10 protein-coding genes are annotated in these 12,089 nt (G+C 68.9%); 1 reads left to right on the forward strand and 9 read right to left on the reverse strand.

Annotated elements, in window-relative coordinates; all coding sequences use genetic code 11:
* Positions 1–45 precede the first annotated feature (45 nt).
* Both BWI15_RS11965 and BWI15_RS11970 read right to left on the reverse strand, forming a co-directional pair.
* Positions 46–1,110, reverse strand: a complete 1,065-nt coding sequence (locus tag BWI15_RS11965; RefSeq protein WP_077014390.1) for an aldo/keto reductase — start codon at positions 1,108–1,110, stop codon at positions 46–48.
* Positions 1,111–1,155: 45 nt separating this feature from the next.
* Positions 1,156–1,881, reverse strand: coding sequence for an SDR family oxidoreductase (locus tag BWI15_RS11970; protein ID WP_077014391.1), 726 nt, complete (start codon positions 1,879–1,881; stop codon positions 1,156–1,158).
* A 77-nt stretch (positions 1,882–1,958) separates the two neighbouring features.
* Here BWI15_RS11970 and BWI15_RS11975 point away from each other — a divergent pair, with 77 nt between their 5' ends.
* A complete protein-coding gene (locus BWI15_RS11975; RefSeq protein ID WP_237771234.1) occupies positions 1,959–2,567 on the forward strand; it encodes a TetR/AcrR family transcriptional regulator in 609 nt (202 codons plus the stop codon).
* Positions 2,568–2,699: 132 nt separating this feature from the next.
* On the opposite strand, the gene BWI15_RS11980 is transcribed toward BWI15_RS11975, so the two are convergent.
* The 7 genes from BWI15_RS11980 to BWI15_RS12010 form a co-directional block, all read right to left on the reverse strand.
* On the reverse strand, positions 2,700–3,815 hold the full coding sequence (locus BWI15_RS11980; protein WP_077014392.1) for a sugar ABC transporter substrate-binding protein: 1,116 nt from the start codon (positions 3,813–3,815) through the stop codon (positions 2,700–2,702).
* Between the two features lie 49 nt (positions 3,816–3,864).
* A complete protein-coding gene (locus BWI15_RS11985) occupies positions 3,865–4,899 on the reverse strand; it encodes an ABC transporter permease (protein ID WP_077014393.1) in 1,035 nt (344 codons plus the stop codon).
* Between the two features lie 68 nt (positions 4,900–4,967).
* Positions 4,968–6,455 (reverse strand): sugar ABC transporter ATP-binding protein, encoded by a 1,488-nt coding sequence (locus BWI15_RS11990; protein WP_143465507.1) that lies wholly within the window; start codon positions 6,453–6,455, stop codon positions 4,968–4,970.
* A 427-nt stretch (positions 6,456–6,882) separates the two neighbouring features.
* The gene (locus BWI15_RS11995) at positions 6,883–7,563 is read right to left on the reverse strand and encodes an alpha/beta fold hydrolase (RefSeq protein WP_237771235.1); all 681 of its coding nucleotides are present in this window, start codon (positions 7,561–7,563) and stop codon (positions 6,883–6,885) included.
* Between the two features lie 92 nt (positions 7,564–7,655).
* Entirely contained in the window at positions 7,656–9,092 is a 1,437-nt protein-coding gene (locus BWI15_RS12000) for a dihydrolipoyl dehydrogenase family protein (RefSeq protein ID WP_077014394.1), read from the reverse strand.
* A 1-nt stretch (position 9,093) separates the two neighbouring features.
* Positions 9,094–9,651 (reverse strand): hypothetical protein, encoded by a 558-nt coding sequence (locus BWI15_RS12005; protein ID WP_077014395.1) that lies wholly within the window; start codon positions 9,649–9,651, stop codon positions 9,094–9,096.
* A gap of 112 nt (positions 9,652–9,763) precedes the next feature.
* Positions 9,764–12,088, reverse strand: coding sequence for a hydantoinase B/oxoprolinase family protein (locus tag BWI15_RS12010; protein WP_077014396.1), 2,325 nt, complete (start codon positions 12,086–12,088; stop codon positions 9,764–9,766).
* Between the last annotated feature and the right edge of the window lies 1 nt (position 12,089).

Consider the following 12,089-nt stretch of genomic DNA (forward strand, 5'->3'; position numbering starts at 1 on the left):
TCGACACCGCGTCGATTGTGATCTGAGGTACTCCCCTGCCGATCGTCAGCGGCGGGCTTGGATCTTCAAGTCGCCCCGGGTCTGGATGCGGATGTGGTCGCTCGCGAGCATGGCGTGTGGGAACCCGAGGTCGATCGCGCTGACCTCGTCCAGACGCGTCAGCTGGGACGGCGTGAGCTCGACCTCCAACGCTCCCAGGTTCTCCTGCAGCTGATCGACGGTTCGGGCTCCGATGATCGGCGCCGTCACCCCTGGGTTCTGCAGGGCCCAGGCGAGCCCCACCTGGGCCGGCGTACGGCCGGCTTCGTCGGCGACCTCCTTCACCACGTCGACGATGGCGAGGCTGCGCTCGGTCACGCCACCGAGGGCGACGTTGAAACTCTTGCGGACGCTCTCGCCCTCGCCGGACGGCGTCGCGGCCAGGTCCTGGCGGCTGTACTTGCCGGTGAGTACGCCGCCGGCCAACGGCGACCACAGCACCGTTCCCAACCCCAGCTCCTGGGCCATCGGGATGAGGTCACGCTCGCCGGTACGCTCCACCAGGTTGTACTCCAACTGCAGCGCGACGAACGGCGACCAGCCGCGCAGATCGGCGATCGTCTGCATGCGCGAGATCTGCCAGGCCGGGGTGTTGGAGATCGCGACATACAGCACCTTGCCCTGCTGCACGAGGTCGTCCAGCCCGCGGAGAATCTCATCGACGGGCGTGGTGGAGTCCCACACGTGCAGGTAGAGCAGGTCGATGTAGTCGGTGTTCAGCTGTCGCAAACTGGTTTCGACCGCCCCGAAAAGACTTTTCCGGCTCGCACCACCGGAGTTGGGGTCGTCGGGCCGACGCAGCGTCGTGTACTTCGTTGCCAGGACCAAGCTGTCGCGCCGGTCCTTCGCGAATTCACCGAGCATGCGCTCCGACGTACCGTTGGTGTAGGTGACCGCGGTGTCGATGAAGTTCCCGCCGCGCTCGACGTACAGGTCGAACAGCTTGCGTGCCTCGTCCTGCTCCGCACCCCAGCCCCATTCGTTGCCGAAGGTGGCCGCTCCGAGAGCGAGCGGCGAGACTCGCAGGCCGGAACGCCCCAGCTGCCGGTAGGTGTCGAGGGTGAGTGTCATTGTCTTCTCCTGGTGTGATTTCGAGTGCGTGGAAGAGCGTGAGTTTCAGACACCGAGCCCGTAGCCACCGGCGACGGCGACGTCCTGACCGGTGACGTAGCCGGCGGCATCGGATCCGAGGAAGGCGACGACTTCCGCGACCTCCCGGCTCGATCCGAAGCGCTCGAACGGGATGTTCGCGCGCATCGCGTCCCGGCCACTTTGGGGAACTGCGAGCTTGTCGAACAGCGGAGTCTCGGTAGCACCGGGACTCACGGCATTGACGCGGATCCTGCGTGGCGCCAGCTCGAGCGCCAGCGACGGCAACATCGCCAGCAGGGCACCGCGTGTCGCGGCCCCCAGCGTGGCGCCCGGGCTCCCGCGACGGGCTCCGATGCCCACGGTGAACACGATCGATCCGCCGTCGTTCATCAGCGGAAGGGCCTTCTGGAGCGTGAAGAACTGGCCCTTGAAGTTGACGTCGACCTGCTCGTCGAACGCTTCCTCCGTCACGTCGGCCACCGGTGCGGGCTGGAAGATCCCCGCATTGAGGAACAGCAGGTCGAGACGCCCGAACCGTTCGGACACGGTCGCCGCGAGCACCTCGGTGTCGGCCAGGACGCGCGCGTCGGATCGGACCACCAGGACGTCGCCGGGAAGTTCGCGCCGCGCTCGCGCAAGAGAGTCGGGATTCCGCCCGGTGACGGCGACCTGGTAGCCGCGAGCGTGGAGCAGTTCGGCGGTTGCCCTGCCGATTCCGGTCGTACCGCCGGTGATGAGCGCTGCGGGCATGACGGGCCTTTCGTCGGGAGCGATCGGGATGAACAAGCGGGGAGGTCCCCGATTACCTCACTGTAGACTATCCGGGGATGTCCCCGTTTCAACCCTCGACCCCACTCCTGATCGCGAAGGCCATGACACCTCCACGAAGCACCCTGCGCGCCGATGCCCAGCGCAACCGAGCGCACCTGATCGCCACGGCCGCTGAGGTTTTCGCGTCCGGACAGGCGATCTCGCTGGACGCGATCGCCAAACGCGCCGGCGTGGGCAACGCCACGCTGTACCGGCACTTCCCCACCCGGGAGGACCTGGTCGAAGAGGTCTATCGCGACCAGATCCGCCCGTTGCGCGACGACGCGCGAGCGCTGCTGGCCACCGAAGAGCCCGCCGAGGCCCTGCACGCCTGGATGCTCCGCTTCGCCGAATGGGCCGGTGAACGACGCGGCATCTGTGAAGCGCTGGTCGCGATGAGCGCCACCGGCCGCTTCGGCACCGGCCCGGTCTGCGACGAGGTCCAGCAGATCCTGGGCATGGTGCTCGAGGCGGGCGCCGAAGCAGGTGAACTGCGCCGCGACATCGATCCGGTCGACATCGGCGGCATCCTCGCCGGCGTACTGTCCGTGGCCGGCGCGCCCGACCAGCGCGCCCAGCTAGAACGCATGCTCACCGTGGTCGTCGACGGACTGCGTCCGCGCTAGGTACGGCGGGCCGTCGCCTCCGTCGTCACCATGTACACCTCGGGCGCATGCGACACGTACGTCGTACCGTCGAAACTCGTGCTCAGGATGACGTCGCGCTGCTGACCGCAGGCCGACGGCGCGAGGGCCGGGTCATCGCTTCCAAAGAATCTTGAACCGCTCGGCGACGTCCGGGTACGCCGAGAACCCGCGGGTGGGATCGAAGGTGATGTCCTCCGGACGCAGGAACTGGTGCACCAGCGCATCACCCTTGACCACGTTCGGCTGCAGCTTCTGCCCGACGATCAGGCGGGCCGCGGTGTCGATGGCGGTCCAGGCGAGCGTGTTGAGGTCCGCGCCCAGCTCGACGGTGCCCTGCTTGTCCTTCAGGTACTGCAAGTTGGTCGGCAGCGGGTTCGCCCCGACGATCTGCACGTCCTTCAGCCCGGCGACCTTGAGCTTCGCAGGCAGTCCCGTCGCCGCCGCTGAGGACTGGAAGACGACGGCACGGGTGTCCGGGTGCGCTTGGAGGTCGCTGACGATCCGCTCCGGAGCCTTGTTGCCGACCTCGGTGATCGGGATCTGCACGACTCTGGCCGTGCAGTCAGGGCACAGTTTGTCCAGCTCACTCTCGAACCCCTTCTTGACCGCCGCGGCGTAGGCGAGCTCGTTGTGTTCGTACAGCACCGCTTCGACCGACTTGTCGTTGTTGGCCACCAGCCAGGCCGCTTGCAGCCGGCCCTGCCGCTCGAACGCCGCTGCGCCGTTCGGCTGCACGAGTCCGCTGCTCGCCGGCGCCACGGTGCCGAGAGAGACGACCGGAATTCCTTCAGCAATGAGCTGTTTGCGCTGGTTGTCCCACAGGGCCGGATCGATGGCGGTGTTGATCACCGCGTCCGGACGCTGCTGGACAACGGTGCTGAACGCGGCCTGTACGCCGCTGGCCGAGGTGCCCGCGCGTACGGCGTACAGGTCGACACCGAGTTCCTTGGCGGCCGGCTGCATGAGCCGGAAGATCAGTGAGACCAGCGCGTTCCCGTTGTCGATGTAGGCGATCCGCGTGCCGGGCGGGACCGGCGAACCGAGCCGCTCGGTGATCGGAAACGCCCCGGGCCGGCCCTCGTACGGCCCGACCAGCTCCTTCGCCTTGGCCTGGGCGTCGACACTCAGAGCCGTCGCCGTTTCCTGCCCGCTGCTCCCGCAGCCGGCAACCAACGCCAGTCCGGCCAGCGTCGCGGTGGCCCCGAGGGCGAATCTACGTCTCATCATGGCAGTTCTCCTTGCAAAAGTTGTGCTTGAACGAGCTGATCGATCCGGCTCAGGCGGCACGTTCGGCGGCGACGGGCGTCGCGGCCCTGGCCGAGCGGGCCCGGCGCGCCGACCCCTGCCGACGGTTCACCGCCACGGCCACCAGCAGCGCGACGCCGTTGAAGAGCTCCGGGATCCACACCGGCGCGCCGGCCAGTTGCAGGCCCTTCACGCCGGTCGCGAGGACGTAGACCGCGACGACTGTCCCGAGTACGTTGAACCGGCCGTTGCGGAACTGGGTCGATCCGAGGAACGCCGCCGCGAACGCCGGCAGCATGTAGCCGGGGCCGATCGTCGGATCACCGGTCGCGAGCGACGAGCTGAGCAGGATGCCGGCGACCGCGGCCAGCAACGAGCAGCTCACCAGGCACGCCACCACAACCACCTCGGTCCGTACGCCGGCCAGTCGCGCCGCCTCCGTGTTGCCGCCGGTGGCGTAGACCGCCCGGCCCAGGTGGGTGTTGTCGAGCAGGTACCAGACGCAGGCGGCGAGCACGAGCATCACGTAGACCGACAGCGGCACTCCGAGGATCGGGTGGGTCGCGATCTGCTGGAAATCCGTCCCGAGATCCAGGATCTGGGCGTCGTGCGAGATCCACGAGATCCCGGCCAGGATGATCGAGCTCATGCCCAGTGTCGTGATGAACGAGCTGATCTTCGCCTTCACGATCAGCAGGCCGTTGATCAGCCCGACGGCCACCCCGACCACGAGGGTGCCCAGGATGGAGATCCACACTCCGAGGTCCTGAACCGACAGCATCCACGCCACCACGATGGCGGCCAGGCCGAGTTGCGAACCGATCGAGAGATCGAAGGCACCGGCCGCGAGCGGGAGGACCAGGCCGATGGCCAGGATCGCTGTCAGAGCCTGGTCGGCGAGCACGATCCGGACCGTGTCCACCGTCGGGAACGTCTCGGGCACCAGGATCGAGAACAGGATCACCATGGCGATCCAGATGTAGACCGCGCTGATGTTGTGGAAGGCAAGAGTGTGGCGCAGGCCGTGCCAGCCATTGCGCGTCTGGTTCGTGCTGATGGCGGACATGGGGGCCTGATCTCCTGACGTCGTGGGGTTGTTGTCCGAGGCCGGTTTCCGGCCGGTGTCGGTGGCGCTCATACCGGCACGCTCGCGTGGAGGATCCGGGCCTCGGTCAGCTCCGCGCCCGCGACTTCGTCGACGACGACCCCGTCGGCCAGGACCAGGACGCGATCGCACAGCTGCGCGAGCTCTTTCGCCTCCGAGGAGGCCACCAGCACCGCGGCACCCTGGTTGGCCGTCCGCACGATCAACTGGTGGATCACCGCCTTGGCCCCGACATCCACTCCCTGCGTGGGCTCTTCGAGCAGCAGCAGGTTCGGGTGGGTGCGCAACCACTTGGCCAGCACCACCTTCTGCTGGTTGCCGCCACTGAACTCAGACAGCGGCATCTCCGGCCGGCTCGGGACCACCCCGCACGCCGCGAACCATTCGGCGATCTCGCGTGACTCGTCGAGCTTCCTGACCCGCTGCCACCGTCCCTCGACGCCTGGGACGCGGACGGACTCGAGGTTCTCGGCCGCGGTCATCGTCATCACCGCCCCGTGCTTGTGCCGATCGCCCGGTACGAACGCGGCACCGCGGCGGATGGACTGGCGCAGGTCTCCGGGAGCGAGGTCGTTGTCGCGCAGCCGTACCGTGCCGTGGGTCCTTCGACGCCCGCCGAAGATCGTGGCGCACACCTCGTCACGCCCCGAGCCCAGGATGCCGGCCACGCCGACAATCTCTCCCGCGTGCACGGTCACGTCGAAGTCCCGGATCGCCTTGCCCTGCAGGGCCGTGACGTGGAGCACGACATCGCCACGTTCGGCAGGGCGGCGTTGCAGCTCCTCGACCGCGCTGCCGGCGACCAGTTCCACGAGTCCCGCGTAGTCGGTCTCGGAGCAGGGCAGATTGCCGACCACTGCCCCGTTGCGCAGCGCCACGACGGTGTCGGCGACGCCGAGGACCTCGTCGAGGCGATGCGAGATGAACAGCACGCCGGCCCCACGCTCGGCCACCCGGCGGACGACGGCCATCAGCCGGTCGACCTCCGTCCCGTGCAGCGCGGCGGTCGGCTCGTCGAGCACAAGGACCACGTTCCGTTCCTCGTTCCAGCCCCGAAGCGCGCGGGCGATCGCCACGATCGTCTGCTCCGCCGGCGAGAGCTCCTGCACCAGCGCGTCGACGTCGAAGTCGACCCCGAACTGCGCGACCAGCTCGATGGCCTGAAGCCGCTCGGCCGCCTTGCGCAGGCGCCGCCACGGCGGGCCGTCCGAGGCCGAACCCAGCGCGAGGTTCTCCACCGTGGACAGGGATCCGACCAGCCCCAGGTCCTGATGGATGAAGCGCAGCTCGGTCTCCTCACCGTCGTCGCCACGCAGGCCGATGGTGCCGCCGTCGGGGGTGTGGAACCCGGCCAGCAGCTTCACCAAGGTCGACTTGCCCGAGCCGTTGTGCCCTACCACGGCCAGCACCTCCCCGGCGTGCACCGTGAGGTCGACGTGGTCCAGTGCGCAGGTGGACCCGAAGAACTTGGTCAGCTGCTCGACGCGTACCAACGAACGGCGCTGCTCGCTGATCACGCGAAACTCCTGGCCGTGAACCTGGCAAAGACATCGACCCACATCTCGATCTCCCGATGTAACGTCCGCTATACGTGTATGTAACGTCCACTACACAGTAGAGGACAGCGCGCCCGCTGTCACTGCCTCGTCGGCGAACTTTCGGGAGGCGTCTTCGGGGTCAGCCGTCGACGACGCTGGAGGTGCGCAGAGCACTTCTCGAATGAACAGAATTCACACCAGCGCGACGAGAGCCAGCGGAACGCTGTACAGGAAGAGGCTGCCGGTGACGTGGCCGTACGCCTCCTCGACCACTGCGAGAATGCCTGCGCGCGTAGGGGTGGTTACCGCGCCGCTTGCTCGATGAGCTTCGTGACGGCGCCGGGACGACTGAGCATGACCGCGTGGGACGCGTCCACCTCGGTGACGCGGGCGTGTGCCCGGCTGGTCATGAAGCGTTGCAGGTCGGGGAAATGGCGTGGTCCTGACGAGTGAGCAGCGCCCAGCTGGGGATGGTGCGGAAACCCTCGGTGACGCTGGCGTCGGTGACCGCCTTGGTGTTGGCGGGCCGCTGGGTGGTGGCGAGGTCCGTCGCGGCGGTTCCGTCCAGGTCGGCGGCGAAGGCCGAACGGAACTGGGCCGGCTCGAGGCTGACCTCCGTGCCGCCCGGAACCTGGGTGGAGATCAACGGCAGCGGCGGCGTCGACTTGGCCGCGAGCTCACCGATGGTCTCGCCCTTGGCGGGGATGAAACCCGCGATGTAGACGAGCGACTTGACGTCGGGGACGGCGGTGGCGGCGTTGGTGATGACGGCGCCGCCGTAGGAGTGACCGACCAGCACCTTGGGACCGTCGATCGTGGACAGGTAGCTGGTGACGTAGGCGGTGTCACTGGTCAATCCCTGCAGCGGATTGGCGAGGGCGCGGACGGGGTAACCGTCGTGGCGCAGCCGCTCGATGACGGGGTTCCAGCTCGAGGAGTCGGCCCACGCACCGTGGACGAGCACGATGGTCGGCTTCGGCGTTCGGTCCGACGTGCCGACGGCCGACGCCACGGACGGCACGGTGGCGGCGAGCAGGGCGAGCGCGGTGGCACCGGCGACCGCGAGGCGGGAGAAGCGCAAACGCATGACGAACAGACCCTTTCGGGGAGAGGGAGAAGAAGGTTTGCCCGGTGTCCGGTCCCGGTGGATTCACCGGGGACGGACACCAGTGGGGCGGCTCAGCGGCCGTAGGCTTCCAGCAGCCGCAGCCAGACCTCGCTGACGGTGGGGAACGCCGGGACGGCGTGCCAGAGCCGGTCGAGCGGAACCTCGCCGACGATGGCGATCGTTGCCGCGTGCACCATTTCCGCGACGTCCGGACCGACCAGGGTGAATCCGACGATCACCTTGCGGTCCTCGTCGACGACCATCCGGGCGTGCCCCTGGTAACCCTCGGCGTGCAGGGACGATCCGGCGGTGGCGGCCAGGTCGTAGTCGACGACCCGGATCCGCAGCCCGGCGGCTTCGGCGGCGGCCGCGGTCAGTCCTACCGACGCGATCTCCGGATCGGTGAACACCACCTGCGGCACCGCGCGCTCGTCGGCGGTCGCCGCGTGCCGGCCCCATCGGCCGTCCTCGACCGGTCCGCCCGTCACGCGCGCCACGATCACGTCGCCGACAGCGCGGGCCTGGTACTTGCCTTGGTGGGTCAGCAGGACCCGCCGGTTCACGTCGCCGGCGGCGTACAGCCAGCCGTCGCCGTGCGGCGCGCCGTCCAGCCCGACGACCCGCATCGTGTCGTCGACCGCGAGCCACGCTCCCGGCGTCAGGCCGACGGTGTCGAGCCCGATGTCCTGGGTGTTCGGCGTGCGGCCGATCGCGACCAGCAGTTCGTCGGCGTCGAGCTGCTCGCCGTCGGTCAGGGTGATGGAGACCGAGCCGTCGTCGTTGCGCTTCACGGCAGCGGCTTCGGCGCCGATACGCACCGACACTCCCTTGTCCCGCAGCGAATCCGCCACCCGCTCACCGGCGAACGGCTCCGCGAGATGCAGTACGCCGTCACGCGCCAGCATCGTCACCGACGAGCCCAGATCGCTGAACGCGGTCGCCATCTCCGAGGCCACAACACCACCACCGATGATGGCGAGCCGGCCCGGAACCTCCTTCGCCGCGACCGTTTCCCGGCTGGTCCAGGGTGCCGCCGCGCGGAGGCCTTCGATGTCCGGGACCAGCGCGCCGCTCCCGGTCGCGACGACCACGGCGTGCCGCGCGGTCAGCGTCGTCGCCGTACCGTCGTCCGCGGTCACCTCGACGACCCGCTCGGAGCTGATCCGGCCGTGGCCGCGGTACAGCGGGACGCCCACCGACTCCAGCCACGACGCCTGTCCCTCGTCCTGCCAGTTCGAAGCGAAGGAGTCGCGACGGCTGAGTACCGCGGCCACGTCCAGGTCACCGGTCACGGCTTCCCGGGCGCCGGACACCTGACGGGCCGCCCGGAGCGCCGCCGCGCTGCGCAGCAACGCCTTGGTCGGCATGCAGGCCCAGTAGGAGCACTCGCCCCCGACCAGTTCCCGCTCGACGATGGCGGCGGTCAGACCGCCCTGCACGAGGCGGTCGGCGACGTTCTCGCCGACGGGACCCGCGCCGATGATGACGACGTCGTACGTGGTGGTCATGTCAGTTCCCCTTCGCGGCGCGGCCGAGCCGGATCGCCGAGACGAGGAAGAAGATGCCGCCGAGGATCGCGTAACCGGCGATGTTGGTCAGCTTCGGGTCCTCCGCGGAGGCGCCCGCGACGAACGACGCGCCGGCCAGCACGGACAGGCCACCGCTCAGGATCATCGGCCACTGCCCGCCCATCGCGCGACGACCGACGGCAACGATCAGCTGGACCAGCCCGGCTACGATCGCCCAGGCGCCCCACACCCGCAGGACGGCCGGCACACCGGACGTGCTGGCGATCGCCAGGCCGATGGTGGCGATCAGGCTGATCGCGATGTTCACGTACAGGCCGCGCGCGGACCGGGCCCCCTGGGACGATCGAGCGTCGACGACCGCCGCGGCGACGTCGAACAGCGGGTACAGCACGACCAGCGTGACGCCGAGCGGACCGAGGTCCGACTTGGTGGTGAACAGCAGGATCGCCCAGACGATGGCGAAGCCGAACCGCACGAAGTACAGCCGGCGCAGTGCGGCCGCTACTCCTCCGGTGGCAGGTGATTCAACGGTGCTCACGAGGTTCCTTTCGAAAGATGTGCGAAGAACGCGGTTCAGAAGTAGACCGAACGTTCCGTACACACAGCATGTCGCGAGCACCGTTCAATGTCAAGACAGAACGTTCTACCTGCTATGCCCAGCTTCGGTAGTCGTCCACGGGCAGCGGGTGGTCGACCGGGACGACCCGCGAGTGCACCGCGGTCAGGCACCCAGGGCAGAACAGCTGCCGGAAGACGATCTGGGCGTCGACGTACTCGGTCGGGTCGTGCCAGATGTGCGGGCCCGCTTCGGTCGGCGCCGCTTCACGGCGAGCCAGCGCCGCGACGAAGTCACCCCCGGCCAGCGGCCCGATCTCGGTGCCGCAGTGGGCGCAGGCCACTGTCCCGCCGTCCGGCGAGTCAAGGACGACGAGGTTGTCGTCGAGCCGGCGCGTCTCCTCGAGCTCCGGCGTGCTGATCGCCGCGGGTGGGGTGCTGGGTAGTCCGGCACCGGAGGCGCGCCTGGTCCGCAGTTCCTGGCGGAGGCCGTCGGTTGCCGCCGGATCGACCTCGCCGTCCTCGCGAAGCACGACGCCGTAGACGTCCCGCGCGGCAGCCGTCGACACCCGCACCTGGAGTACGTCGTCGCGAACGTCTTCGGCCGGGCGGAGCAGCGGGTCGCCGTACCCGCCGCCGGCTTGCCAATGCAGGTAGAGCGCGTCACCTGGCCCGAGGGTCGACTCCCCCTCGCAGGGCAGCACCTCGACGTGGCCGCCGAGCTCGTCCAGGCCGCCAGGGATGGTGGCCGCGTCGACGAGCTGGGGCAGGTCGACGTCGCGCACCACCAGGTCGAGCTGCGAGTTGCCGGGATAGCCGCCCGCCAGGCCGACGTTCTGGTTGGCGACCTTGCCTGTTCCGGACACGACCAGCGACATCGTTCCCTGCTGATCGGGGTGCTGGACGTAGCAGACCGAACCGCTCATCCCGCCCCGCTGCCGGCCCGGTCCCCCGGAGTCGGTCTGCTCGCGGCGCCACAAAGCGACCAGCGGGTAGAGGTACTCGGTCATCTCGACGTCTGGTGCCCGCGCCGAGGGGATGATCAGCCGGCCGCCGGTGTCGACACCGTCGTGATACACCTGCGCGCCGTAACCACCGGCCATCACGTCGAAGACCGGCGACACGAAGCCCTTGCTGCCACCGCCGCGCACGTCGACCCCGGACACCACACAGAGGTCGGTGGTGCCGTTGCAGATGGACTGTACGTCGGTGCGGTGGTCGGGCTCGGCGTCCAGCATCTTGGCGAGCACCTCGGCGACGAGATTGCCCGCGCCCCACGCCGGACCGAACGGCCCCTTGCCCACCGCGGCCGGGAACGACGCGTTGGTGATCGTGTCCTCGTCGGTGACGATCTCGAAGCAGCGCATCAGCCCGCCGGCCGCCCAGGGGATGTCCCCCGCGAGCAAGGGCAGCATCGTGAAGACGATCCCGGCCCGCAGCCCGGGGTAGGGACAGTTGATGATGCCGGTCTGCCCGGCGGTCCCGCGGAAGTCGAAGACCAGCCGGTCGGCCTGCTTGGTCATCGCGACCTTGATCGCGTACAGGCCGCGGTCTCCGGTCCCGGACTGCTCCTGGTAGCCGACCGCGGTCCACGTCCCGTCGGGCAGGGTCTCGAGCTTGGCCCGCAGGCGGCGTTCGGCGTCGTCCATCATCCGGCGCATGACGAGCTTGACGGTGTCGGCGCCGTACTTGGTGATCAGCCGGAGGATCTGCTCGGCCGCGTTCTTGTTGGCGGCGATCTTGGCGCGCAGGTCGAGTCCCACCAGGTGCGGCAGCCGCGACCGGCGAACCCAGGCCTCGGCGACGTCGCGCTGCAGCACTCCCCCGCGGACCACCTTCAACGGCGGTGTCGGCGCCGCCTCGCCGAACACGTCCTGCGCGGACGGGCTGAACGAGCCCGGCCGCGGACCGCCCAGATCGACCTGGTGGGCGATGGCCGTCGTCCAGCCGAACAGCTTGCCCTCGTGGAAGATCGGCGCCAGGATCGCGGCGTCGTTCTGGTGCAGCCCACCGCCGATCCACGGGTCGTTGCACAGGAACATGTCACCCTCGGCGATGCCGGGGTTGTCGCTGCGGTTGCGCAGGGTCCACACGATCGCTAGGTCCATCGAGCCGATCAGGCCGATGTTGAAGGTGCCGACCTGGACCTGTTCGCCGAGCTCGTCGCAGATGGAGAAGTTGAAGTCGTTGGACTCGGTGACCACGTGCGAGCCCGACATCCGCCGAAGCGTCTCCCCCATCTCCTGGGTGATCGCCCACAGGCGGTGCCGGACCACCTCGTACGTCAGGGCGTCGACCGCCTCGGCCCGCGCTTCGTCGACCTGGTGCAGCGGCAGGGTGGGCGAGATCTGCCGCAGCAGCTCCTCGCGGGGCATGGGCCGGCTGGTGAATTCGTCCGCACCGGGGATTCTGGAAGTCATC

The sequence above is a fragment of the Kribbella sp. ALI-6-A genome (assembly GCF_001984195.1).
Lineage (GTDB): Bacteria > Actinomycetota > Actinomycetes > Propionibacteriales > Kribbellaceae > Kribbella.

Bases quoted from the DNA above. Each gene is read 5' to 3' on its own strand.
- BWI15_RS11965 (WP_077014390.1), bottom strand. From the start codon at position 1,110: ATGACACTCACCCTCGACACCTACCGGCAGCTGGGGCGTTCCGGCCTG.
- BWI15_RS11970 (WP_077014391.1), bottom strand. From the start codon at position 1,881: ATGCCCGCAGCGCTCATCACCGGCGGTACGACCGGAATCGGCAGGGCA.
- BWI15_RS11975 (WP_237771234.1), top strand. From the start codon at position 1,959: ATGTCCCCGTTTCAACCCTCGACCCCACTCCTGATCGCGAAGGCCATG.
- BWI15_RS11980 (WP_077014392.1), bottom strand. From the start codon at position 3,815: ATGATGAGACGTAGATTCGCCCTCGGGGCCACCGCGACGCTGGCCGGA.
- BWI15_RS11985 (WP_077014393.1), bottom strand. From the start codon at position 4,899: ATGTCCGCCATCAGCACGAACCAGACGCGCAATGGCTGGCACGGCCTG.
- BWI15_RS11995 (WP_237771235.1), bottom strand. From the start codon at position 7,563: ATGCGTTTGCGCTTCTCCCGCCTCGCGGTCGCCGGTGCCACCGCGCTC.
- BWI15_RS12000 (WP_077014394.1), bottom strand. From the start codon at position 9,092: ATGACCACCACGTACGACGTCGTCATCATCGGCGCGGGTCCCGTCGGC.
- BWI15_RS12010 (WP_077014396.1), bottom strand. From the start codon at position 12,088: ATGACTTCCAGAATCCCCGGTGCGGACGAATTCACCAGCCGGCCCATG.